Genomic DNA, 24,946 nt, shown 5'->3' on the forward strand with positions numbered 1-24,946 from the left:
ATGGCTAAAGTTTTATATCGTATTTATGTTATAGAATTATCGAAACGTGTCTATACAGAAAACACAAAATTTAGAAATGCTAATCCTCAATTTAATGGTGTATTAGAATGTTTATACGTTGGTATGACTAGCAAAATGCCTAAAGAACGTTTTTCTCAACATAAAACTGGTTACAGGAATAAAAAAGGACATAAACTATCGTCTAACATTGTAGAAAAATATGGCTTGTATTTGCGACCAAGCCTCTATAATCATATTGATCCATTTTTCACTAGAAAAGAAGCACTTGTAGCCGAAGAACAAATTGCATTAGAATTGCGCAGAGAACGTTACGCTGTTTGGTTTAACTAAACAACTAAAAAACTCTTTAGTGTTTCCTCATAAATTTTTTCATACATAGGTACAACATTGTGTAAATCAAACTTCTTTGATTGTTGTTTTGCATTTGCTTTAAATTGATCTAAAACATCTAGATCAGATAAGATTTTAAGTGCGTTTGCCGTCATATCTTTAATGTCATTTACATCACTTAAATATCCTGAATATCCATGTTCATTAACTTCTGGTAAACCACCAGTATTAGTAGATATAACTGGCACACTACTTGCCATAGCTTCTAAAGCTGCTAAACCAAAACTTTCTGTTTGTGATGGTAATAAAAACAAATCACTAAAACATAAAACACGATCTATCTCATTACTATTTCCTAAAAACACAATACGGTCAGAAATACCTAACTCTTCAGCTAAACGTTCTGCTGGTTCTTTTTCAGGTCCTTCACCAACCATCATAAGTTTTGCAGGAATTTCATTTTGAATATTATTAAAAATCCTAATAACATCTGGGATCTGTTTTACTTCTCTGAAGTTACTAATATGTGTTACAATGCGTTCATTATCCTCTGCCATCATAGCACGTTGGCAATCCGTAAAATTACTTTGATGTTTTTCTAAATCAATAAAATTAGGGATAACTCTAATATCTTTCTTAATATTAAATAAGCGATTCGTATCTTTTTTTAAATTTTCTGAAACAGAAGTCACTGCATCTGACTTATTGATACTAAATGTTACAGCCGGCTTATAAAATGCATGGCTTCCTACTAGTGTAATATCAGTACCATGTAAAGTAGTTACTATTGGGATATAAATACCTTCATCTTTTAGCATCTGCTGAGCCATATATGCGGCATATGCGTGTGGTATAGCATAATGTACATGTAACAACTCAATGCCGTGTAGCTTAACCATATCAACTAACTTACTAGACAAAGCTAACTCATAGGGTTGATAATGAAATAATGGATATTCTGGCACATGTACTTCATGAAAATGAAGATTACTACCTAGTAATTCTAGCCTTACTGGCTGCTTATAAGTTATAAAGTGTATCTCATGACCTCGTTTTGAAAGTTCTAAACCAAGTTCTGTAGCCACGACTCCACTACCTCCAAAGGTAGGATAACAAACAATTCCTATTTTCATGTAAAAGTTGTAAATATTTAAAGTTAATAAACTATAAAGTCTCAATTTTATTAAAATCCTTACAGTTTTATCTAAAATTATAAAGTTATATATTTTAAAGAATTAGGTTTCAACTTTAAGTGCTTTTTAACTTTATAATTTTAAGCACTTAATTTATTCAATAATCGCCTCATAAATTAAACGTTGAATTTCAGTTCTAATATTTTCACGTAATAATAAATTTTTACCAGCCTCTGGATACGTTCTATTCGCTAAAAAGATATAGACAATATCTTCCTCAGGATCAGCCCATGCATATGTTCCAGTAAAGCCAGAATGCCCAAAACTTGTCATAGATAAACATCCACAAGTAGGTCCTTCTTCACCTAACTGTGGTTTATCAAAACCTATCCCTCTTCTATTGTCTGAATCGCAGTAATAACAGGTATTAAATTTATCTACAGTTTCGTTTTTAAAGTAACGTTTGCCACCATAAAACCCTTTCTGTAAGTACATTTGCATTATTTTGGCAACATCATTTGCATTGCTAAAAACACCTGCATGTCCTCCAACACCTCCTTGCATGGCTGCTCCCATATCGTGTACATAACCGTGTACTTTTTTATAGCGGTAATAATTATCGACTTCTGTTGGGACAATATCCTTTAAACTAAATTTTTCTCTCGGATTATAAGTGGTGTAGTTAGCACCTAATGATTTATAAAAACGATCTTGAGTAATCTCACTTAAAGATTTATCATAAAACCCCTCTAAATATGATTTTAGAATGTAATAAGGCAAGTCACTATAACGATAACGTAACCTAGAAAGTAAGTCTGTTTCAATAATTATTTTTTGAATTGAATCTTGGTAATCGTTACGCATAAAAAGCGTATTAATGACTTCTACATTAAACTCCTTACTTCGTTTTGATCTGTAATATTTAGGGTCTGGCTTTTTAGTGACACTATCTAATGTGGCATAATAAAAAGGAATCCAAGGTTTTAGTTGCGCGTAATGAGACAACATTTTTTTAAGTGTTATGTTTTCTTTGTTAGAACCTTTGTATGCAGGTAATAGTTTTCCTAATTTTGAATTTAAAGATATAGAACCTTTCTCTTCTAGCTCCATTACAATTGGCAATGTTGCTAATATTTTTGTGAGCGATGCAACATCATAAACATCATCAAAATCTACTTTGTTTTTTTTAGAATAGGTATGGTAACCAAAATTCTTATTGTAAATCACTTTACCTTTTCTTGCCACCAATAATTGAATACCCGGAGTCATTTTGTTATTAACAGCGTGGTTTGCAACTGAATCAATTCTACTTAGTAATTTTGAATCCATACCAACAGTCTCAGGCAAACCATAGCTTAAACTTGATAACTCGTTATAAATTTTACCAGTTCCTACTGGAAAAAATGGACCAGTACTTACTGGTAATTTACCTTTAGCTGCTATTGCACCAAAAACGAGTTGTGCCGATTTTTGTTGTCCAATAACGCTATTTTGATAGCTCATTACAATCCCTTCTATATTATCAACTGAAGCTAATTGGCTTAAAGCATAAGGTCTTGCAAATACATCTAGAACCACTGTATTAGTTCTCGCTATTTCATAAAGCCATACAAGTTCTTTATCAGAAAACTCAAAGTTTTTCCACGGGTTAGCATTTGATTTGTGAAAACCAACAATTACAGTATTGTAGTTTTGTAATTTGATTATTAGTTCATCTAGCTTATCTGCTTTTATATGATGAACTTTAGTGTATTTTTTTAATTCGTCTAAAAACACAGAACCTTTATCATCACCTAAGGATATATAAGCTACTTTTTTTGTTTCTAAATCTCGCAGTGGTAATATGGATTTTTCATTCTTAACAACTGTGATAGCATTCTCAATTAAAGCCTCGTATAACACATCGTCCTTTAATCTGTTTAAATCTTCATGAAGATTGTACAATCCTATTGGACTATAATTATTTAAACCAACCTTGTATTTAGCCATCAATACCTTTTTTACAGAATGTGCTAAACGCTCTTCAGTTATTAATCCTTCGCTAAAGGCCTCCATGAATTTGGCAACTGCTTTTCCTGGATTTTCAGACATAAGCATTACATCATTGCCAGCAAGAAAAGCCATTAAATCTATTTCACCACCCATAGATATAGATTTAGTCGTAACTCCATCTATTCCTTTTGAAACATAATCTGCAGCACCTTTCATAGTCAATGCATCTGTAAAAATGAGACCCTTAAAACCCAACTCATCTTTGAGTATATCTGTAACAATATGTTTTGATAACGATGAAGGAAACCCTCTCCTAGATTCTAAACTTGGGACATTAAGATGCGCCACCATAACACTAGATAAGCCTTCTTTTATTAATGTTCTGTATGGATATAATTCTACTGAATCAATGCGCTTTTCACTAAAAGAAACAGTAGGAAGTGTTTTATGAGAATCTGCTTCTGTATCACCATGACCAGGGAAATGCTTTGCATTGGCTAAAACACCAGCACTTTGTATGCCTTTCATAAAAGCTAAGCCTTTTTCAGTGACGTTATCTCTATCTTCACCAAAAGAACGATTACCAATAATAGGATTTTTAGGATTTGTATTAATATCTACAACTGGCGCAAAATTAAAATGCACACCTAAACGCTTACAATGTTCACCAATTTGTCGACCAGTCTGCTCAACTAATTTAGTGTCTGAAATAGCACCAAGTGTCATATTCCAAGGAAAAGCATAAGTAGAATCTAATCGCATACTCAAACCCCATTCTGCGTCCATACCCACTAAAAGTGGAATATTAGTAGTTGCTTGTAGTTCGTTATTAAGTCTTGCTTGTCTAATTGGTCCTCCTTTAGAATATATTAAACCACCAATTTTATCGTTTTTAATAAGATTTATAATTTCCTGTTTTTTTAAGCCATCACCATTAGAAAAAATCTGAACCATAAATAATTGCCCAATCTTTTCTTTAGTTGACAATGAACCATATATGCTATCTACCCATTTTTGCTGGGCAATCGGGTCTTCTGAAAGTAACGGATTATTGACAAGGTCTTGCGCAAGGCTGATTTGAAAGCAAGTACATAAATAAATGAGGGCAACGTAACGCATGGGCAATCTTATTTCGTTTGAAGGTTTTTTTACTAAATAAACTTTAAAAAATAATGCAAATTGACTGTCAATCATTTTCAACTTCATTTAGTAATAACGAATACTATGCCAAAATAGCATAATTAATTAGTAAGTTAAAAGACTTTAGGAGAGAATTATAAACTGCTTTATCATCAGCTAAAAATTGAATAAACTTATACTGTTGATTATTCCAATAAATCAATATGACGATCATGATAACCTAACAAATACAATACACCATCTAACCCTATGCTAGAGATAGAACTTTGCGCATTATCTTTTACTTTTGGTTTGGCATGAAAAGCAATACCTAAACCAGCAAGATTAAGCATTTGTAAGTCATTTGCACCATCACCAACAGCGATAGTTTGACTTATATTAATACCCATTTCATCCGCTATTAATTGAAGATATTCAGCTTTTTTATTGCCATCAACAATATCACCAATATAACCACCAGTTAACCTACCATCCTTAATTTCTAACTCATTCGCATAGACATAATCTATATCTAATTTTTCTTGCAAATAGTGACCAAAATATGTGAAACCACCAGATAAAATAGCCGTCTTAAAACCATAGCTATGTAATGTATCTATTAATCGTTTTGCACCTTTAGTTATTGGTAAATTAATAGCGACTTCGTTAAGAACGTCCTCACTTAACCCTTCTAAAAGTTTCATACGTCTTTTAAAACTTTCATTAAAGTCTATCTCACCTTGCATTGCAGATTCTGTAATGGTTCTAACTTCCTCACCAACACCAGCAAGTTCCGCTAACTCATCGATAACTTCGGTTTGTATTAAGGTAGAATCCATATCAAAACAAACCAAACGCCTATTTCTTCTAAAGATATTATCTTCCTGAAATGCAATATCAACATCTAAATCTCTAGAAAGTTGCATGAATTTTTCTGTCAACTCAGTTTTATTCTCTATTTTTCCTCTTATAGATAATTGAATAGATGCTCTAGGATAAGTCTCTGTTCTAACAAGCGATGTTCTTCCTGTTAGCCGTTTAATAGAATCTATATTTAGGTTTTTTTCTGAAATTACTTTAGTGACTTCAGAAATTTGCGCTGCGTCTAATTTTTCGCCTAAAATGGTAATTATAAAACGATCCTTACCTTGAAGATTGACCCATTTTTCATAATTTTCTAAGGTTATTGTTGAAAACTTTGCAGTGATACCTAACTCATAAGCTTTAAACAATAAATCTTTCTGAATAGCAGAAGACTGTTCACCAGAAGCAATTTCAAACATTATACCTAATGACAGTGTATCATGTATATTAGCCTGACCGATATCTAATACTTTAGCACCATATTGAGCTAAAACACCAGTTAAATTAGAGGTTAATCCTGGTTTGTCTTGTCCAGAAATATTAATTAAGAAAATATCAGTTGCCAAAACTTAGTATATATTTTAGATTTATAGTTAGGCTTATTTTAAAAATCGACTATGCCAGCTTTCACTAGCTGGCACTTCCCAATTCTCATTAAATTCGGCAATATTATGAACTAAGTTATTAAACACAATCGTATTTTTAGAGACAGATTTATTTTTTGCCATAGCCTTAAAGTCGAGTAATGTCTTGTAGGCAATAAATTCTCCTTGTTTGTAAGAAACATTCATTTTATCCATTAAATCTACATTATATTGCTTCTCTAATTCTTGTATGAAATGAACAGAAGCATCGATAGAACACCCAGTAGCATTGTTTATGCTTTGGTTTAATGAAATAACGATAAAACGTTTATATACAATCTTATAGCCAGATTGTAAATCTTTTCCGTGAGCAGTCCAAACTTCAATAAAAGTCTCAAGTTGACATTCTAATTGTGTGAGTTCTACATCAGAAAATGAACGGTTAGCTTGGTATATCCAAACACGAGATTCTTCTGGCAATGTATCAAAATCTACTAGCATAAGTTTTTTAATTTCAGTTACAAAAATAAAGCTTTACATCCAATCTTTATTCTCAGACTCTACTTTAAAAAGTAAATAATTCTTAATATTAAATGCCATAGACAACTCTATATGTGGAATCGTTAATGGTTTTGAAGCCGAGAAAATTACAACAGATGCTAATCCTCTACTTTTCTGAAAAATAGATTGATTTAAAGTCACTGCTTGCACTTTTTTAATTTCTAAAAAATCAGTACTGGTATCTATAAGCTTTCCACCTCCAACAACAATATAATCATCATCTAAATGGTAATAGGCTTTTTTGTAGGCATAAAGCGCGTTAGCTATAATATATACAACCAATGGTATATTTATAAACAATAACGTCTTTGGTCCAAAATAGAGTCCAGCATTAAGTAAAACAACAACTAAAGCACTTGTAAATAACAATCTGTGCATTAAATATTTATTTGGCTTATTCTTTAGTAATCGTTTTTGGACATCTGGATAAAATTGATCTAATAACTCATTGATTTGCAACTTCCCTAAACCAACAATATTAAAATTAATTTGTTGCTTTTTATTAGCCATAGCTTGGGTAAAAGCTAATTTATACAAGCCAAAAGCACGCTTTAATCTATTGGTAGATATTGTTGAATTTTGAATACGACTAGCAGATAAACTCAAATTTATCTTATTTAATAAGCCTTTTGATATTTCTAAGCCTTCAGTTTTACGCTTTACGGTTAAATTAAAGTTTTGAACAAACATTCTAATCATAGACAAAAAGAATGATGAAATTAATAATGCGACTACTATCGTTACATTAAAAAGTAGCAATGCCATAAACGACTCACCGTCTAACTCAAACCAAGAACCAAACCTTGATGTTAAATTTAATTGATTCACAAACTCCTTAAGATCCTGATAAATACTAATGATAAAGGCGAAAATTAGTGCAAAACTTTTAAAATGATTTTCACTAACTCCTTCTAGTAATAATTTTTTAATTGAAGCTTTAAAGTAAATAACCTCCTCTACCTGAACATTTTTGCCTACGTCATTAGCTCTAGATGATAACATTAAGATTGACTTTAAAGCTTCTGCTTTAGGTCTTGAGAGCGCAGAGATTTCAATTTCAGTTTTGTCATCACCTGCGGTTTCTATTGATAGTGACACGACATTAATAAGCTGTTGCAGCACATTTTGTTTTATATATACATTCTGAATTTTTGAAGTAGAAACCGAAATCTCTTCTTTATTAAATATGCCTTTTCTTAAAAAGAAGTAATCGTCTTTTACATAGAATTTAAAATTCAAATATCTAAAAACAGCTAGTAAAAGAAAAACTACAATGATACCTAAAACAGGTAAAACAACCTTTAAACTCGTAAAGTCTGGTGATTTATCACTTTGCAAAAACTTAAGAACTAAGGCTGCAAAGATAATTATCATCGCCTTAAATATTTTGAATATACTAACTCCAAAAATGACAATAATCCCTTTAGCAGATTGTCTTGAAGGGATTTCAAAATTATGAGCGCTCATTAATAATTTTAATTAAAAATGCATATTGAGTATCTGCAACGTCCTTAGGCAGACCTTTAACAGCTATGTCACCACCTGATTGACCTGCTGAATAAATTTTTAAAGTAGACAGTCCTAGTTTACGCGCTAAAAAGGAACGTGCTATTTCTATGTGTTGAATTCTATTATATGGAAGCGTTACTGTTTTATTTACCAAATAACCATGACTGTAAGTCATATCCTTTTCGCGCATGGCATACATTCGTTTTTTGAAACCTATGTAATACATTACAATTGAAATGATACATAAAGTGCAAATCAATCCTATGAGATACCAGAACACTTCGTTTATACCACTATCGTCCGCAAAACTATACAACGCTAAAAGAATACCAACAAATATTGCGTAGATAAAGCAGATATTAATCAGTATAATTTTAAAATATTTAGCAGAAATAGGTATTAAGTCTAAATCTTCTGACTTAGGAAGTATATCTATATCAATTTGAATGTTAGAAAATAACGACATTATTTTATGAGATAAAACTATGAGTTAGCAATGAGCTCTGCAACATCTAAGACTGTTACAGTGCCTTCTTTTTCTTTGGCTTTAATACCATCTGTCATCATTGTGTTACAGTATGGACAACCTGTAGCAATAATATCTGGATTTGTTTCTAATGCATCTTCAGTTCTCAGTACATTAATTTCCTTATTCCCTGGCTCAGCATCTTTAAACATTTGTGCACCTCCTGCACCACAACATAAGGCAGTACCTTTGTGACGTTTCATTTCAGTTAACGTTGCATTGGTCGTTTTAAGGACGTTTCTTGGTGCATCATAAACTTTGTTAGCACGACCCAAATAACAAGGATCGTGAAACGTAATACGTTTTCCTTTATAGGTATTACCTTCAATGGTTAAGCGACCAGCCTCCATTAACTCTTGTATATATTGTGTATGATGAATAACGTCATAATTACCACCAAGACTAGGGTATTCATTCTTTATACAATTAAACGAGTGTGGGTCACAAGTTACAATACGTTTAACTTCGTAAGCATTAAGTACCTCAATATTCATAACGGCTTGCATCTGAAATAAAAACTCATTTCCTGCACGCTTAGCTACATCACCAGTATTACTTTCTTCTGTACCTAAAACAGCAAAATCTACATTAGCTTTGTGTAATACTTTTACAAAAGCCTTGGTGATTTTCTTTGCTCTATCATCATAACTACCAGCAGAGCCAACCCAAAATAAGATTTCTGGTTGCTTTCCTTCTGCCATAAACTCTGCCATGGTTGGCACTTTAAGTTGCTCGCTCATATGCTTCTATTCTTCTTTTGCCCAATTTAAACGGTCCATTTGGTTATAAGGCCAAGGTGCACCATTGTTTTCAATGTTAGTCATCATATTATTTAGTTCCATTGGCGCAGCACTCTGCTCCATCACTAAATAACGACGCATATCTAAAATAATTGATAATGGGTTTATACTAACAGGGCATTCTTCTACACATGCGTTACATGTGGTACATGCCCATAATTCTTCATTTAATATGTAATCACCTAAGAGTTGCTTTCCATCGTCTTTAAACACACCGTTATTAGCATCTATATTCTTACCAACTTCTTCTAAACGATCTCTTGTATCCATCATTATCTTACGTGGTGATAATTTTTTACCAGTAAGACTTGCAGGACATGCTGACGTGCAACGTCCACATTCAGTACATGTGTACGCATTTAGGAGCTGAACTTGACTTAAATCCATAACATCACTCGCACCAAATTTAGCTGGCACTTCGTCTTCAGCAGTTTCTGCAGGTGCGGCATATGGGTCTGCATCAGGATCCATCATCAGTTTGACTTCATTTGTAACAGCTTCAAGATTATTAACTTTTCCTTTTGGCTCAACACTTCCATAATAGACATTTGGAAATGCTAAAAGAATGTGTAAATGTTTAGAGAAGTATAAATAATTTAAGAATACTAATATCCCAGTAATATGCAACCACCATGCAACACGTTCTATATTATGAAGTGCATCTAAAGAAAACCCTTCAAACCAAGGTGCAATAAATTGAGAAATTACATTACCAGAATCCATTGTTTGAAAAGCCGTATCTGTAGCGTTCATTACTAAGAATAAACACATTAAAACAACTTCGAAATACAAAATAATATTACCATCGCTCTTTGGCCAACCCTTCATTTCTGAACTTAAGAAACGTTTCACTTTAATAACATTTCTACGTAACCAAAAAATAACTACGGTTATCAAAACAGATACTGCTAAAACTTCAAAAGAACCAATTAGAAATCCATATACAGAAGTCGGTAAAATTTCTAAACCTATACGATGTGTACCAAAAATACCATCTATAATAATTTCTAAAACTTCAATATTTATAATTACAAAACCAACATACACAACAACATGTAAAAACCCAGAAACAGGTCGCTTTACCATTTTACTTTGACCAAGTGCTATGCGTACGACGTTTGTCCATCGTTCTGATTTGTTATCACTAGCATCAACTGCTTGTCCTAATTTAATATTACGAATAAGCTTATTAATGTTTCTAGCAAAATAGCCAACTCCTAAAATTAGGATAATAGCGAATATTATGTTTGGTATATATTCCATATTTGAAATAATCTAATTTTTTTGATCTTCGGTTGGTGCTTGGTAAGGAATTTCTTTTTTAGATAGGATACGTCTGTATCTTGCAGGATGTAACTTAATATCTAATAGTAATAATTCCATTTCTTTAGAAGCTCCTTCTAAGTTATTGTAAAGCGTATCATCCTTTAAAAGCTTACCAATAGTACCTTCGCCATTATCTATGCTAGTTAATAAACTTTGCATACTTACTAAGGTCTTATTTAAATCTGCAACCGTATTAGAAAGTCCTGCTCCTTTTAATTCTTCAGCTAACTCACTTAAATCTTTACTTGTTTTATCAAAATTATTTAAGATAGAGGCTATTTTTTTATCGTTTTCTTTAATAACTCCTTGTATTGAATAGGATAGATTTTTAAAAGACTTTAATGTCATATTTAATTCCGCTATTGCACTTTTTATACCAGTATCTGACTCGTCTATCACCAATGTATTTAAACTTCTCATTAGTGTATCTGCTGAACGGAGTGTAATATCTAAATCTGTACTTACTTTAGTAAAGTCCTTTTCTAAAGACGACACTAAACCTGACTTAACTTCTGATTTGATAAAATCTCCCGGTTCTGCTTTAGCACCATCATTAGAATCTATTATAGCTAATCCATTACCAGTCATTAAACCGGTCTCATACAAGCGTATAAGACTACTTTTAGAAAATTCTAATTGTGGATTTACTGAAAATAAAACACGTGTTTTACCTGTTTCAAAATCATAAATTATGTCTTCAATTTTTCCAATTTTATTTCCTTTTACAGTCACTGGAGATGACATACTTAAGGCATTATAATCAAATTCAGTGTAGTAAGAATCTGTGCTTGATAAAATATCACCACCTTTTAAATACGAAAATAAATATATAAATAAAGCGATGCCAGAAAGTACTAATATTGCTGTTTTAACTTCTCTTGATATTTTCAATGGGCTTTGCTTTGATGAGTAACAAAATTAGTAATAAATTTAAAAAAAGACCGAAGGTTATACTTATTTAATTTGAAGCTGTATTTAGGGCTTCATCTATTGGGACTCTTTTACCATTTTTAAAGGCTACTACAAAACTAGACGAATAACCTTTAGACTTAGCTTCTTCTTGCATTTTTTTAACTTTGTTATAATCTGAAGTAACACCGTAATAATACTTGTAAAGTTTTCCAACCTTATCTTTAGTAATACCCGAAAGTCCACTAAAATTATATGACTTTGGTGCTAAATCTTTAGAACTTGCGGCAATCTGCACTTTAAAGGTAACATCTTTATATAACAATGGTATGTCTTCTAATTCTGGATTTAAACCTATTATACTACTCCCAACATTTTGATCAATCTCCTTTTTATAAGCTATAATAGCATCCTTTAAAGCAGTTGCAATCTTTGTTTGTCCATTTTTTGAGTTAAGGTAAGCACCTTCATTTTTATTTGTAATAAACCCAGTCTCCACTAAAACACTTGGCATATAAGTATTATGCAACACCCAAAGGCTTAGTTGCTTTATCCCTCTACTCTTTCTTTTAAGCTGTCCACTAAAATTATCTTCGATTTTTCTAGCCAACTGTATACTTTGTTCTATGTATACTTCTTGCTCTATACCAATGGCAATGCTAGACTCTGGAGAACTTGGATCAAAACCCTCATAATGCTCTTCATAATTATCTTCTAAGAATATCACCTCATTTTCTGCTTTAGCAACAGCCATATTTCGCTCAGAATTTTTAGCACCTAAAACATAAGTTTCCGTTCCATAAGCTTGGGTGTGATGTGCATTACAATGTACAGATACAAATAGATCTGCGTCAGCTTTATTGGCAATCTTCGCACGATTTCTTAACGTTACAAATACATCTGTTTTTCGTGTATATATAACTTTATAGTTTGGGTTTTTCTCTAAGGCCTTACCTACTTGTAAAACAATTTTTAAAGCAATATTTTTTTCTATATATCCGTTTTTTGTAGGCCTACCTGGATCGTGACCACCGTGACCTGCGTCTAAAACAACGACAAACTTATCGTTCTGAGCTTCTAAACCACCTTGTGATGTTAAAGAATTGATAAATGTGACAACTAAGAATACTATTATATATTTACGGTACGTTTGCATATTTAATTTAACGGTTTATAAACTCTAAATATTACACTAATGTTAATTTTTAAAGTTTATGGTGTTAATGGATTAATGACAAAAAAATAGTTTTACTTTTGAGGGGTCAAAAACCGAGCCATACTTTTACAAAAATACACCTAAAAGGATTGCGTACAAATAGTCTACACATACTTTTTACCTTGAGTTTTACAGTGTTTATCAACATGTTTAGCTTCGCACAAGAATTACCTCCAAAGAAGAAAGATATTCCGCCTAAACGTATAAAAGATTCTACAACTATTAAAGTAGATTCGCTCTTTAACACCAAAGAAATAGACTCTACAAAACAAGATTCCGTAAAGAAAACCGAATTTTTAAAAGATATTGTTACCTATAAAGCTAAGGACTCTGTAATTACAGACATTATTAAACAGAAAATATTTCTGTATAACGAATCTCAAATCAATTACCAAGATATGGAGATTACAGCAGGTGTTATGGTTATAGATTATGGTAAAAACTTAATTTATGCTGGTAGAATGAAGGATTCTACAGGTTATACACAAAAGCCAATATTCACACAAGGCTCTAATGTTATAAAACCAGATTCTATTATATTTAATTCTAAAAACAAGAAAGCAATAATATTTAATTCTGTCACAGAGCAAAGTGGAGGTACCATAATTTCTGAGCGTACCAAAAAAGAGAATGATTCTGTGTTTTTTATTGGTAGAGGAAAATTTACAACTTCAGAAAACATTGAAGATCCCGAATATTACTTTTTAATGGATCGCGCTAAAATTGTACCTAATAAAAAGATCGTTACAGGTTTTACACAGATGTTTATTTACGACGTGCCTACACCAATTGCTATGCCTTTTGCGTTTTTCCCTATGTCTAAAAAACAAACCTCTGGTATTATTTTTCCATCATTTGGAGAAGACACAGGTAACGATAGAGGTTACTTTTTACAAAATGGTGGGTACTATTTTGCAATAAACGATTATGTAGATTTAGCCGTGTTAGGTGACTATTATACTAACGGAAGTTATGGACTTAGACTAGAAAGCACCTATGCAGCACGTTACAAGTTTAGAGGTAATGTGGCCTTTAGATATGAAAATTTACTAAACAGCGAACGTGGTTTTCCTGATTTTGCACAAAATACGATCTACAACATCAGATGGTCTCATAGCCAAGATGCAAAAGCCAATCCTAATTCTAGATTTACTGCATCTGTAAATTTAGGAAGTAGCCAGTTTTTTCAACAATCTATTAATCAGATTAATCAGGCGAATATTTTAACCAATACCCTTGCCTCTTCTGTATCGTACTCTAAAACGTTTCAAGGAGAACCACAAGTTAACGTCAATTTAACCGCATCACATTCACAAAATACAAATACAGAATCTGTAAACTTAACGCTACCTACTGTGCAAGCATCTATGGGTAGAGTCTTTCCGTTTGAGCCAAAAGCCGGAGTAAAAAAAGGTATAATACAGAATATTAACTTTCAACTAAATTCTAGAGGAGAATATCGCATCAATACAACCGATTCTTTATTTGGTAAAAGTGAAATGTTTGACGACGCATTAGCTGGTATGCGCCACAGTATTCCTGTGAGTACAAATTTTAAAGTGTTTGAATATTTTAACTTTGGCGTTAATGCTAATTTTGAAGAAACTTGGGCGCTAAATACCATAAATCGATTTTTCGATGAAGGAACAGAAGAAGTTGTTACTGTAGACCAAAATGGCTTTGACCGTTTTTTAACTTATAATGTTGGCGCAAGTGTTGGTACAACCTTATATGGTATGTATAACTTTGAAAAAGAAGGTAAAGACCCAAAAATACAAGCTATACGCCATGTTATAAGGCCGTCTTTAAGCTACTCGGTAACACCAGCTTTTGATCAGTATTACGAAACCTATGAAGTTATTGATGCTGATGGCACCACAACTGAAGAATTTACGCGTTTTGAAAATTCACTTTTCGGAAGACCTGGTAATAACTTTTCGAGTAATGTAGGTATTGCCGTTGGTAATAATATTGAAGCTAAAGTACGCTCTAAAGACTCCACTAAAACCGAAAGTGAAAAGGTGTTTATTTTAAATAATTTAAACTTTGCGACATCCTATGATATGGCTGCAGATTCACTAAGATGGAGTCCTTTGAGAGTTACTGGTGGAACTCAGATCCTAAACAAAAAAATGACCATAAACTTTGGGATGACCTTAGACCCTTATGCTTTAGATAGTAACAATAATAAGATTAACACTTATAATGCAGATAATGGAGGTAGCTTGTTTCGTATGACCTCTGCGAACTTAAATCTTAACTACACACTTTCTAACGACACCTTTTCTGGCAAAGGAAAAGACGACGAAGAAGATGAAGAAGCAAAAAGACGTGCAGCAACGGCTAATGGTAGAACCGATGACCTCTTTGGTAAAACACAAGATTTCGCAGACAAACGCCTCGGAGACAAGGATAAAAGCAAGGATAATAACGAAGAAAATAATGCGTTTTACAACTATAAAATGCCTTGGAGTCTTAGGCTCGTTTATGCCCTTAATTATACAAATGTAAGACGCGAAAATCGTGTTTCGTCTAATTCTTTAATGTTTTCTGGTGATGTAGAATTAACTCCTCGTTGGAGCTTTGGTGTGTCTTCTGGTTACGATATACTAGATAAGGGAGTGACATTTACACAACTGCGTTTTGAACGTGATCTATTGAGTTGGAGAATGAATTTTACATGGGTTCCTATTGGTAATCAGACCTCTTGGAACTTCTTTATTGGTATTAAATCTAACTTACTAAAAGACATTAAGTATGATCAGCGACGTCAGCCAGATCAAAATCTTGGAAACTAACGTCTTTAAAAGTTTAGCATCGTAACCGCTTTGTTTTAAAAACGATAATTTACTAGCTAACTTGTTTAAGTATAATTTGTATTATTAAATTTGACGTATTGCCTAAACTAGTACTAAGTTTTCTGCTTACGTAGAAAACAGATTCTGAAACAAATTAAACATAACATGAAAAAAATAATAAACACCTCAAAAGCACCAGCACCAATTGGTCCATATAACCAAGCGGTATTATCTGGCAATACACTTTACACATCTGGGCAAATAGCATTGCATCCTGAAACTATGGAATTGGTTTTAGACGATATTAAGACCGAAACAAAACAAGTGATGGAAAATATGCGTGCTGTTTTAGATGCTGCTGATATGACGTTTGAGAACGTTATTAAGTCCTCTATATTTATTAGCGACATGCACAACTTCTCGCAAATTAACGATGTCTATAGCCTATATTTTGATGAAGCAACTGCACCAGCGCGTGAAACCGTAGAAGTGGCAAATTTACCTAAGTTTGTAAATGTTGAAATTAGTATGATTGCTGTAAAGTAAGATACTTTTTTAGTCAACTTTTTGAAACCTTATTAAGGGACCATCACCCTCTGCACCACCATCTAATACTAAAATTTCTCCTTCGTCTTGAAAACGAAAATCAAAATTTAATTCTATTTCGTAAAAAAGTTCTTCTCCAGTAGTTGAGGCAATAGTTGTAAAAACAGATAACATAGTTAGTGTTTGATCTACAACGGTCATATCATACTCTCCTGTTTCTAAAAGATATAAAGGGTTTCCCTCTGGATTAGTTGTATTTTCGATTAATAGTTTATCATTATCTATATCAAATTTCCATATTATTTCTCCTAGTTCTAATGGCTGAGCTAGAAAACCTGTTCTTAAATTAATCATATGCCAATTTCCTTCTAAAGGGTTTACTGTCTCGGCTATTTCTTGATCATTACTGCATGTTAATGTAATCCCAAAAATTAAAATAATATAAAATTTTTTCATGATATTTTTTATTGTCAATACTATTTCTTTTAAAAATATTAATTTAATAAAAAAAAGCGACTTGCCCTAAACAAATCGCTTTAATTAACTAACCAATCCTAAAACTTTAATTGTTTTTTATACAGCGTATAGCTGCACCAAGTGTTATAGATGTATCTGAATAAAATAACGTTGGTCCATCAAATAACTGAACCCATCTTCTTGTTGTAGATGAGTTAATAGGACCACTAGCAACATCTGAGGTTAACCAAGTACAAACTGATTCTGAAGCTGTAGCAGTTCCGCCAGCAGCAATGTAGCCATTAGGCAAACCCTTAAAACCAATAGCATCAGATCCATTACCAGAAAAATCAGACCAACCAGAATCAGATTTTAGTGCTGTTGCCACGTTACCAGAATAACCATTAGCATTCAAATAACTTTCTAACACAATAAAATCTTGTTCAGAAGGAATACGCCATCCCTCTGGTGCTAATTTCCCAGTCTCAATAGCAAAATGATTATACATTGCGCCATAATAATCAAAAGGTAATTCAGCGTTAACAATAGCGTTTAAATCTGTAGTATTTGCCCATTGGTAAAGCTCCTCTTGGTTAGGTAAACTTCCCCAATCCATACCAAAAACCCATTCTGTTAGTGGTGTACCATCATTGTATTTTGTGGTTTTTAAGTTTTCTAACATCCATGTTTGGTTGCCAATAACAATAGTTTGGTACACATTGCCATCTGCATCTGTAACAGTTGTTGGTTCTTGTTGTGTATTAGTATCATCGTTGCTAGAGCAATTCATAAATACAAAAGCTGAAAGCGTTAAAATGGTAAGTTTTAGTAGTCTTGTCATAATAGTATAAGTGCTCCGTTTTTAGATGTAACAACACCGATTATGATTCTCCTGAAAATTCTTACGGAAAGTTTGAAATAAATTGTGTTTTAATTTTGGGTGAGGGTTTGGTTGGGTCGCTTAACTTAATGATATGAGTCCGTTTCAATGACTTATATCAGACGTTAAGCGAAGGTATATTTTTTCAACTGCATTATCAATACGTAACTTTACGTATTTTTAAAGTGCTTATTTGCTTATCATTAAACCGTTTGTAAAAACACTTATGACTATTAATCTTATAAAACAAAATTTTAAAAATTAGAATTGTTATAACATGGTTTTATAGCAGCGCAAAATAAAGAAGGCTGTCAGTTTCTGTTTATATAAACTACCATAGCATTATTATTAACTTAAAACATTACTTATGCGAATACAAGTAAAAGATTTTATGTGGGCTCTGGTCACAACTGCAATGAGAAAAGATAAGGTTCTAGAAATTAGAACGCTTATTAAAGAAAAAGGAATTAATGCTATTCCCTTTATCACATATTCTAATGATACACTGCGACCGACGATGCCACTTTAGAAGATGTAATGACTTCTTAGAATGTTAATGTTGTTTATGCAGACTCAAGCGATTAGTTAGCTGCCAAAATGATGCTAAAACATAATGTGCATCTAATCGTTGTGATGGATGACAAAAAAATAAAAGGTATGATTAGATCTTTAGATTTTGTGAAATTAGTTGCTGAACATTCGGTGAGATCAATACAATTTTCTGTTCTAAAAGCAAAAGCTAAAAATCACTATTTTAATTCTTTAATTAATTTTTTAATATCCTTATTTCTTAATAAGCCACCAAAAGTTACATCACTCATATGCAAATGAGGCATATCATTCGCTTCTATTATTACGGGTCCTACAGGGGTAATTGCAACATCCCAACCTATAAACCCGTCTGGTAAAGCACGAACTCCTTTAATTACCTCTTCACAAGACTCTTTAAAAAATGGTATTTTAAAACCCTCTAATTTAAAACCACTAGTAGGATGCTTATAAATTGTTTTTCCTCCATATTCTTGCAAATAAACTCCTGATTTATGTAAAGTGCCATCTTGCATATTTATCCCAATACAAAAACCACCCGAACTCGCATTATCTATAACACTATCTCCTACACCAAACCTCATTAATGCACTTACTATCTTTATATTCTCATTAGAATCTATAAGTGAAATTAACCTTAATGTATTAATTGATTTTTTATGAATTTCATTAATAGCAGCGTGTTGTTTTATACATATATTATGCACATAGTTAGTATTAATAAGCAAATTGAAGATAGAAGTTAAGTTTTGTTTTAATTCATCTCTTGTTAATTTAAAGCAACCTTTACCTCCATAATCTGAATGTGGTCTTAGAAAAATATCTTCAATATTACATTCATCAAACACATTTATAAAAAAGTTGAAAAAATCCTGTTCGTTATTTAGTTTTGTTTCGATAGTATTATAATAAAAGCTATTTTCTAAATTATGACTTATTAATTTAGGTGTTCTAACTTCTGTTGCACTAAACATCTGTGAGAAAGAAAGTTTATTTGTTAAAGGCAGTTTATACAAAGGATTATGTAAGCGCTTACTTTTCCTTATTAAATTCATTTCTGAAGCACCCAAATAATCTAAGTAATTTGTAGCATCTTTTTTATATAAATACTTAAAATAATAGTAGGGTATCTCCTTTTTGACTTTATATAAATGGCTTATCTCTTTAATAATTTTAAAAACAGACTTTTTATTCTTGTCTTTTACAATTACTTTAATTCGATTTCTATTTTCAACACTCAGCATACTTATTATAATTATTTACAACTTAATTATATATATTTCTCCAACCGCATTATTAATAGGTAACTTTTAGTAGTAATTCTTTTCTATAAAACTCCATTACAATTACTTATATCTAACAGTATTGAAACAAGTTAATCAAAAACAAGCGAAGGTCTGTTTTTTGAAACGTATTATCACCACGTAACTTTACGCATTTTACTGTATTACTCTTATTTTTGTTTTTTAAATATATCTCTATTGAAACTCAAAAAAGCAGAATTAAAAGACTTTTTAGATAGTAAAGTAGCCCTTTACAATCACCCAAATTTTATTGAGAGCGATCCTATACAAATTCCGCATCAATTTTCTAAAAAAGAAGATATTGAGATTGCTGGTTTTTTAGCAGCAACTATTGCTTGGGGAAATCGTAAAAGTATTATTAATAATGCCAATAAAATGATGGAGTTATTAGACCACTCCCCTTTTGAGTTTATAATGCAGCATCAAGAGACCGATTTAGAACGTTTACAAGGTTTTGTGCATCGCACCTTTAACGGAGATGATTTTACGCAGTTTATTAAAAGTTTACAGCATATCTATAAAACACATAATGGTTTAGAAGCGGTTTTTGCAAAACATGCTAAGAAAGGGTCGCTTCAGAATAGCATTCATCAATTTAAAACCACATTTTTTGAGCAACCACATTTAGCGCGTACTAAAAAACATGTTAGTGATCCGCTTAAAAATTCAGCCGCCAAACGTATTAACATGTATTTACGTTGGATGGTGCGTAATGATAACAATGGTGTAGATTTTGGAATTTGGTCATCGCTTTCTGCATCGCAATTAAGTTGCCCTTTAGATGTACATTCTGGTAACGTAGCACGTAAACTAGGTCTTTTAAAACGTAAACAAAACGATGGCAAAGCTTTAGCTGAGTTAGATAAAGCACTACGTCGTTTAGACCCAACAGATCCTGTAAAATACGATTTTGCTTTATTTGGTTTAGGTGTTTTTGAAGGATTCTAAAATTGATTTGTTATTCCTATCTTTAAATCTTTTTCAAATAAATTATCGACATTAATTGGAGTGATTACTAGAATTGGAATAATAGAGAGAACCGATCGTTTTTAAAACACATATTCTCGATACTAATTTTATGATTTATAATCTTAAAATTCACTCGAACTGACGCAGCAACAAAATAGTAAATAAGTCCAAACAAGCAATATTCAAAATATGAAATTTCAATTATCACTAGCACTACTTATCTGCTTTTCTTTTAGCTTTTCTCAAGATTTAAAAATCCCAGTAGATACAGCTTATATCACCAATAGTTCTGTAACAATAAAAGGGAAACCAATTAATTACAGAGCAGAAACTGGTTTTCAACCGGTTTGGGATAATGAAGGCCATTTAATCGCCTCTTTATACTACACGTATTACAAACGCACTAATGATAGTAATGGTGAAAAGAGACCTATTATTTATTCTTTTAATGGTGGTCCTGGTTCTGCTTCTGTTTGGATGCACATTGCCTATACAGGTCCAAAAATCTTAAAAATAGATAATGAAGGTTATCCTGTACAGCCTTATGGAGTAAAGGACAATCCTAATTCTATTTTAGATGTGGCTGATATTGTATTTATTAATCCTGTAAATACAGGTTATTCTCGAAAAGTAGCTAATAAAGATGGGAAGATGCCAGACGATAAATTGTTCTTTGGTGTTAATGCAGATGTAAAGTATTTAGCAAGTTGGATGAATACATTTACCACACGTCACAACCGTTGGGAATCTCCAAAATATATTATTGGCGAAAGTTATGGTGGTACACGTGTTATGGGTTTATCCTTAGAGCTACAAAATAGCCAATGGATGTACTTAAATGGTGTTATTTTAGTATCACCTGCAGATTATAAAGTGCTGCGTGTTGGTGGCCCATTAGCATCAAGTTTAAATTTACCATATTACACAGCTGCTGCATGGTATCATAAAATGCTACCTCCTGTTCTTCAAAATAAAGATTTATTAGACCTATTGCCAGAAGTTGAAGATTTTGCGGTTAATGATTTAATGCCTGCTTTGGCTAAAGGTGGTTTTATTTCAGATTTAGAGAAAAAAGCAATTGCAAAACAGATGAGTTATTATTCTGGCTTATCGGAAAAGGTGATTTTACAACAAAACTTAGATGTGCCTAACCGTTTTTTCTGGAAAGAATTACTTAGAGATAAAACTGGTGAAACTATTGGTCGTTTAGATTCGAGGTATATTGGTATTGATAAAGTTGAAACTGGAGCAAGTCCAGATTACAGCGCAGAATTAACGTCTTGGTTGCATTCTTTTGCGCCAGCTATTAACTATTACATCAAAAACGAGTTAGGCTTTGAAACCGATGTTAAATACAACGTGTTTGGCAACGTTGGTAATTGGAATAGCGATAATGATAATACTAGAGAAAATTTGCGCCAAGCTATGGCACAAAACCCATATCTAAAAGTAATGACACAGTCTGGCTATTACGATGGTGCAACGACTTACTTTGCAGCTAAATATTCGCAATGGCAAATTGACCCAAGTGGTAAAATGAAAGATCGTTTTTCATTTAAAGGTTACAGAAGTGGCCATATGATGTACTTACGAAATGAAGATTTAATTAAAGCCAATGCTGATTTACGAGACTTTATAGAGAGTTCACTTCCCAAAGGTAAATCAGCTAAGTACTAAAGAATTAGAGTAAAAAAACCCTTTAAAGAGCGTGAAAACTCGATGAAGCGCGCGTTTATTTGTGTATATTAGTTTTTTATGACTAACATTGTAGGCTAATTTATTTTAATTGTACTTAAGGAATGTTATTCATTCACTGTAAAATCAATTACTATTATTGACTTAGATGTAGATGGACAAACCACAACAGAGATTAAAAAAGGAAAAAGAAACCTCGTTCAAAAGGATTTATGAGCGACTAGGTAGAAGGGCTATAGTTGGTTCTATAATCGCTACTGTAATCGTTTCTACTCCCCTTTTATATGCTTTGCATGAGTATGTACCAGAAACTAAAATTTGGAAGACTTTTTTGTTTACCTATGAAAGTGGTGTCTGGCAGGAAGCTAAATATGCCATGTGGGTTTATACCAGTAAAATCATACCACTTATTTTATTAACTATTTGGTTTTTTACATGCAGACATTGGTGGTATCATGCCTTATTAGTACCTATTATTATGTATGCTTTTCAAGCTGTTACGAGCTGGAATTCAGAAGCTGGACATATAGATGAAGGAACATTTGTTGTCTTACTACCTATTTTAGTTGTTATAGTGCCATCTATTTATTTAATCAGAGCAAAAATGTTTAACACGATTAATGATGCTAACAAAACATTAGAAGAACTAGAAGAAGAATTTAAAATTAAACCAAAAACACTTTGGGGCAAGGTTAAACAGTATTTTTAAACTATTGTTTTTACTAGGTTTTTTCACCTAAGAGATTACTAATAGAAAACAGTAATGTTAGTTATAAATACAAACATTAGGTAAACAGCTTAATCTACTACATTAAGCTAATCGCATTGCTTTAAATTTAATAAACTTAGATATTTTTAATATAACGAAAAAGGCTTCCGAATTGGAAGCCTTTTTTATACTACTATAAAGATTTATTATCCTTTTAACCAAGCTGCTCTTAATGCTTTCTGAGCATCTGTAGCATTTACATCTTCAATTAAGCCTTCGCTTTTTGCAGTTGCTTTTGTTAATGCTGTTTTTATCATTACAGGCTTTCCGTCGCGTTCTAAGTCCATTGTAATGTCTTGTCCTTCTTGCCATCCAAACATACCACCAATAACTTGTTGTGCATTTTGAAGCGTTAAATCTGCGCCATTCACTTTTTTAATAACATCACCAGCTTGGATGCCTTGTGAGGCCCAAAATGAATTCTTTAATGCCACTTCTGTAAAGAAAATTCCTTTACCAGGTTCACCACTAAAAATAATATTTTGTCCGCCAGCAAAAATGTAATTAGTTGGACCTTCAGATTCACCTAAAGTTAAACCTGTCATTGCAAAAAAGTCATTATAATTAATTGGCACATCACCTTCTACATGTGTCTTTAAGAACTCACCAACACTCGGATAAGACATTGCTGTAATTTCAGCAATAATATTATCATCTACAAATGGTTTTTCTTTTCCGTATTTAGCAGATAATTCTTTCATTAATGACAACATACTTCTGTTACCATCACTTTCTTTGCGCATTAAGATGTCTATACACATACCAATTAAGGCACCTTTCATATAAACATTAGAATATTGAGGTGCATATTTTTCTTCTAATACGTTTTCACTCATAATAGTAAAACTCATAGCATCATCCATACCCTTAGAGATCCCTATTTTTTGCATTATTGTAGCGTAAAATGCATCGGTATCAACTAAACCTTTATACACCTGAAAATGTTGTGCAAAATATTCTGTTACACCTTCATACATCCAAAGGTGCTTAGAAAATGTTGGTTCATTGTAATCAAAATAATGTACATCTTCTGAGTGCACTGATAATGGAGTTACAATATGAAAAAACTCATGAGCAACAACATCTACTATAGAAGCTGCTAAGCCTTGTTTACTAGAAGATTCACTAAGAACTACAACTGTTGATGTATGGTGTTCTAAAGCTCCAAATCCTTTTGGTGACGTTTCAGCACCATCAGATAAATACAAATAAATATCGTAACGAGGCGTTGCATTCACATCTCCTAAATATTCTTTTTGAGCTTGCATCATCTTAAATACGGTCTCTTTTTGGCTTGCTGCGGTATGTACTTTATTTGGAGAATACACACTCAATACAATTTTAATATCACCAACCATAAATTCTTCAACATCTAAATCTCCATACATCATAGGATTATCTGTAATGTCAAAATAACGCTGTGCAAAATAACTCGTCGTAGCAGACTTACCATCTGCACTGGTTTTAGTTCCTTTATCTTCTAAAGCAGACGTTCTTACAAAATCAATAGGTGCTGTAACATCTAAAGCATATTGGCTGTTTTTTAACGAATCAAAATAACCGATAAATCCATGTAAGTTTAATACATAATTTGTTGGCTCTATATTTGTACCAGCTGGCGAAAAAGGTTGTTCTCCTCCAATACCACCACTAGTTTCAATATCAAACGTATCGTTAACATAGTAAGTGATTTTATCTAATTTAGTAGCATCCTTTATAGTCCATGTATTGGTATCTACTTTAGTTACTTCTAATGCGTTACCATTATAGTCTAGCGCCTTAAGATCATCAACATACTTACCAAAATCACTTACAGAATAGGTTCCCTGTACTACTCTTGGTAATCTGTAGGTTACACTCTCTGTAGTAAAACGACCAGGATTAATAATCACTGGCACTTTATCATTTACAACAGCTGTTAAGTCTAATGCTGTTTCGATTGGGTTACTCACCGCTAAATCGTTTACTGTTGGTTTAGCAGATCCACATCCTACTAAAATTAAGCTTAAGCCAAGTATGGCAATATAATTCTTCATTTTTAAAATTTTAATTTTTTAACAAGTCGCACAAATCTACAATCTGTTACCATT

Annotated in this window: 21 protein-coding genes; 7 read left to right on the forward strand and 14 right to left on the reverse strand. The window is 32.4% G+C overall.

The window, feature by feature from the left end; translation table 11 throughout:
* Nucleotides 1-351, forward strand: a complete 351-nt coding sequence (locus B2U95_RS04260; protein WP_296313186.1) for a ribose-5-phosphate isomerase — start codon at nt 1-3, stop codon at nt 349-351.
* On the opposite strand, the gene bshA is transcribed toward B2U95_RS04260, so the two are convergent.
* The 10 genes from bshA to B2U95_RS04310 all read right to left on the reverse strand — a co-directional run bounded on the left by bshA (nt 348) and on the right by B2U95_RS04310 (nt 12,830).
* On the reverse strand, nt 348-1,484 hold the full coding sequence (gene bshA / locus B2U95_RS04265) for an N-acetyl-alpha-D-glucosaminyl L-malate synthase BshA (RefSeq protein WP_296313188.1): 1,137 nt from the start codon (nt 1,482-1,484) through the stop codon (nt 348-350). The genes B2U95_RS04260 and bshA overlap by 4 nt on opposite strands.
* A 153-nt stretch (nt 1,485-1,637) precedes the next feature.
* A complete protein-coding gene (locus B2U95_RS04270; protein WP_296313244.1) occupies nt 1,638-4,595 on the reverse strand; it encodes a glycoside hydrolase family 3 N-terminal domain-containing protein in 2,958 nt (985 codons plus the stop codon).
* A 206-nt stretch (nt 4,596-4,801) separates the two neighbouring features.
* Nucleotides 4,802-6,025, reverse strand: a complete 1,224-nt coding sequence (gene serB / locus B2U95_RS04275; RefSeq protein WP_296313190.1) for a phosphoserine phosphatase SerB — start codon at nt 6,023-6,025, stop codon at nt 4,802-4,804.
* 33 nt (nt 6,026-6,058) lie between these two features.
* Entirely contained in the window at nt 6,059-6,544 is a 486-nt protein-coding gene (locus B2U95_RS04280; protein ID WP_296313191.1) for an ABC transporter ATPase, read from the reverse strand.
* Between the two features lie 33 nt (nt 6,545-6,577).
* Nucleotides 6,578-8,071, reverse strand: coding sequence for a PH domain-containing protein (locus B2U95_RS04285; RefSeq protein ID WP_296313193.1), 1,494 nt, complete (start codon nt 8,069-8,071; stop codon nt 6,578-6,580).
* Nucleotides 8,058-8,579 (reverse strand): PH domain-containing protein, encoded by a 522-nt coding sequence (locus B2U95_RS04290; RefSeq protein ID WP_296313197.1) that lies wholly within the window; start codon nt 8,577-8,579, stop codon nt 8,058-8,060. Before B2U95_RS04290 ends, B2U95_RS04285 begins: the two co-directional genes overlap by 14 nt.
* 17 nt (nt 8,580-8,596) lie before the next feature.
* The gene (locus B2U95_RS04295) at nt 8,597-9,379 is read right to left on the reverse strand and encodes a (Fe-S)-binding protein (protein WP_296313199.1); all 783 of its coding nucleotides are present in this window, start codon (nt 9,377-9,379) and stop codon (nt 8,597-8,599) included.
* A 6-nt stretch (nt 9,380-9,385) separates the two neighbouring features.
* Nucleotides 9,386-10,702 (reverse strand): (Fe-S)-binding protein, encoded by a 1,317-nt coding sequence (locus B2U95_RS04300; RefSeq protein ID WP_296313201.1) that lies wholly within the window; start codon nt 10,700-10,702, stop codon nt 9,386-9,388.
* Between the two features lie 12 nt (nt 10,703-10,714).
* Nucleotides 10,715-11,656 (reverse strand): MlaD family protein, encoded by a 942-nt coding sequence (locus B2U95_RS04305; RefSeq protein ID WP_296313203.1) that lies wholly within the window; start codon nt 11,654-11,656, stop codon nt 10,715-10,717.
* Between the two features lie 67 nt (nt 11,657-11,723).
* Nucleotides 11,724-12,830: an N-acetylmuramoyl-L-alanine amidase family protein gene (locus B2U95_RS04310; protein ID WP_296313205.1), complete on the reverse strand. Its 1,107-nt coding sequence runs from the start codon at nt 12,828-12,830 to the stop codon at nt 11,724-11,726.
* Nucleotides 12,831-13,036: 206 nt separating this feature from the next.
* On the opposite strand from B2U95_RS04310, the gene B2U95_RS04315 reads away from it, so the two are divergent.
* Nucleotides 13,037-15,688 carry a putative LPS assembly protein LptD gene (locus B2U95_RS04315; protein ID WP_414727661.1) on the forward strand — a complete coding sequence of 884 codons (2,652 nt, stop codon included), beginning with the start codon at nt 13,037-13,039 and terminating at the stop codon, nt 15,686-15,688.
* 165 nt (nt 15,689-15,853) lie between these two features.
* Nucleotides 15,854-16,234: a Rid family detoxifying hydrolase gene (locus B2U95_RS04320; RefSeq protein ID WP_296313209.1), complete on the forward strand. Its 381-nt coding sequence runs from the start codon at nt 15,854-15,856 to the stop codon at nt 16,232-16,234.
* Between the two features lie 9 nt (nt 16,235-16,243).
* Here B2U95_RS04320 and B2U95_RS04325 read toward each other — a convergent pair whose 3' ends face one another.
* Nucleotides 16,244-16,690 carry a hypothetical protein gene (locus B2U95_RS04325; protein WP_296313210.1) on the reverse strand — a complete coding sequence of 149 codons (447 nt, stop codon included), beginning with the start codon at nt 16,688-16,690 and terminating at the stop codon, nt 16,244-16,246.
* Between the two features lie 106 nt (nt 16,691-16,796).
* Nucleotides 16,797-17,531: an FISUMP domain-containing protein gene (locus tag B2U95_RS04330; RefSeq protein ID WP_296313213.1), complete on the reverse strand. Its 735-nt coding sequence runs from the start codon at nt 17,529-17,531 to the stop codon at nt 16,797-16,799.
* A gap of 406 nt (nt 17,532-17,937) precedes the next feature.
* Here B2U95_RS04330 and B2U95_RS04335 point away from each other — a divergent pair, with 406 nt between their 5' ends.
* The gene (locus B2U95_RS04335) at nt 17,938-18,099 is read left to right on the forward strand and encodes a hypothetical protein (RefSeq protein ID WP_296313214.1); all 162 of its coding nucleotides are present in this window, start codon (nt 17,938-17,940) and stop codon (nt 18,097-18,099) included.
* A 220-nt stretch (nt 18,100-18,319) separates the two neighbouring features.
* On the opposite strand, the gene B2U95_RS04340 is transcribed toward B2U95_RS04335, so the two are convergent.
* Nucleotides 18,320-19,363, reverse strand: a complete 1,044-nt coding sequence (locus tag B2U95_RS04340; protein ID WP_296313216.1) for a sugar-transfer associated ATP-grasp domain-containing protein — start codon at nt 19,361-19,363, stop codon at nt 18,320-18,322.
* 237 nt (nt 19,364-19,600) lie between these two features.
* Between B2U95_RS04340 and B2U95_RS04345 the strand changes: the two genes are divergently transcribed.
* The 3 genes from B2U95_RS04345 to B2U95_RS04355 all read left to right on the forward strand — a co-directional run bounded on the left by B2U95_RS04345 (nt 19,601) and on the right by B2U95_RS04355 (nt 22,796).
* The gene (locus tag B2U95_RS04345) at nt 19,601-20,371 is read left to right on the forward strand and encodes a TIGR02757 family protein (protein ID WP_296313217.1); all 771 of its coding nucleotides are present in this window, start codon (nt 19,601-19,603) and stop codon (nt 20,369-20,371) included.
* Nucleotides 20,372-20,581: 210 nt separating this feature from the next.
* Nucleotides 20,582-22,069 carry a S10 family peptidase gene (locus B2U95_RS04350; RefSeq protein WP_296313218.1) on the forward strand — a complete coding sequence of 496 codons (1,488 nt, stop codon included), beginning with the start codon at nt 20,582-20,584 and terminating at the stop codon, nt 22,067-22,069.
* A 172-nt stretch (nt 22,070-22,241) separates the two neighbouring features.
* Nucleotides 22,242-22,796 carry a hypothetical protein gene (locus B2U95_RS04355; protein WP_296313219.1) on the forward strand — a complete coding sequence of 185 codons (555 nt, stop codon included), beginning with the start codon at nt 22,242-22,244 and terminating at the stop codon, nt 22,794-22,796.
* Between the two features lie 206 nt (nt 22,797-23,002).
* Here the strand turns inward: B2U95_RS04355 and B2U95_RS04360 are convergent, their stop codons facing one another.
* Nucleotides 23,003-24,892 carry a peptidase M61 gene (locus B2U95_RS04360; RefSeq protein ID WP_296313220.1) on the reverse strand — a complete coding sequence of 630 codons (1,890 nt, stop codon included), beginning with the start codon at nt 24,890-24,892 and terminating at the stop codon, nt 23,003-23,005.
* Between the last annotated feature and the right edge of the window lie 54 nt (nt 24,893-24,946).

The sequence above is a fragment of the Winogradskyella sp. UBA3174 genome, from assembly GCF_002364335.1.
GTDB lineage: Bacteria > Bacteroidota > Bacteroidia > Flavobacteriales > Flavobacteriaceae > Winogradskyella.

Excerpts from the sequence above, each read along its gene's own strand:
- B2U95_RS04260 (WP_296313186.1), top strand. The coding sequence starts at position 1 with ATGGCTAAAGTTTTATATCGTATTTATGTTATAGAATTATCGAAACGT.
- bshA (WP_296313188.1), bottom strand. The coding sequence starts at position 1,484 with ATGAAAATAGGAATTGTTTGTTATCCTACCTTTGGAGGTAGTGGAGTC.
- B2U95_RS04270 (WP_296313244.1), bottom strand. The coding sequence starts at position 4,595 with ATGCGTTACGTTGCCCTCATTTATTTATGTACTTGCTTTCAAATCAGC.
- B2U95_RS04280 (WP_296313191.1), bottom strand. The coding sequence starts at position 6,544 with ATGCTAGTAGATTTTGATACATTGCCAGAAGAATCTCGTGTTTGGATA.
- B2U95_RS04285 (WP_296313193.1), bottom strand. The coding sequence starts at position 8,071 with ATGAGCGCTCATAATTTTGAAATCCCTTCAAGACAATCTGCTAAAGGG.
- B2U95_RS04290 (WP_296313197.1), bottom strand. The coding sequence starts at position 8,579 with ATGTCGTTATTTTCTAACATTCAAATTGATATAGATATACTTCCTAAG.
- B2U95_RS04295 (WP_296313199.1), bottom strand. The coding sequence starts at position 9,379 with ATGAGCGAGCAACTTAAAGTGCCAACCATGGCAGAGTTTATGGCAGAA.
- B2U95_RS04300 (WP_296313201.1), bottom strand. The coding sequence starts at position 10,702 with ATGGAATATATACCAAACATAATATTCGCTATTATCCTAATTTTAGGA.
- B2U95_RS04310 (WP_296313205.1), bottom strand. The coding sequence starts at position 12,830 with ATGCAAACGTACCGTAAATATATAATAGTATTCTTAGTTGTCACATTT.
- B2U95_RS04315 (WP_414727661.1), top strand. The coding sequence starts at position 13,037 with ATGTTTAGCTTCGCACAAGAATTACCTCCAAAGAAGAAAGATATTCCG.
- B2U95_RS04320 (WP_296313209.1), top strand. The coding sequence starts at position 15,854 with ATGAAAAAAATAATAAACACCTCAAAAGCACCAGCACCAATTGGTCCA.
- B2U95_RS04325 (WP_296313210.1), bottom strand. The coding sequence starts at position 16,690 with ATGAAAAAATTTTATATTATTTTAATTTTTGGGATTACATTAACATGC.
- B2U95_RS04330 (WP_296313213.1), bottom strand. The coding sequence starts at position 17,531 with ATGACAAGACTACTAAAACTTACCATTTTAACGCTTTCAGCTTTTGTA.
- B2U95_RS04335 (WP_296313214.1), top strand. The coding sequence starts at position 17,938 with ATGCGAATACAAGTAAAAGATTTTATGTGGGCTCTGGTCACAACTGCA.
- B2U95_RS04340 (WP_296313216.1), bottom strand. The coding sequence starts at position 19,363 with ATGCTGAGTGTTGAAAATAGAAATCGAATTAAAGTAATTGTAAAAGAC.
- B2U95_RS04350 (WP_296313218.1), top strand. The coding sequence starts at position 20,582 with ATGAAATTTCAATTATCACTAGCACTACTTATCTGCTTTTCTTTTAGC.
- B2U95_RS04355 (WP_296313219.1), top strand. The coding sequence starts at position 22,242 with ATGGACAAACCACAACAGAGATTAAAAAAGGAAAAAGAAACCTCGTTC.
- B2U95_RS04360 (WP_296313220.1), bottom strand. The coding sequence starts at position 24,892 with ATGAAGAATTATATTGCCATACTTGGCTTAAGCTTAATTTTAGTAGGA.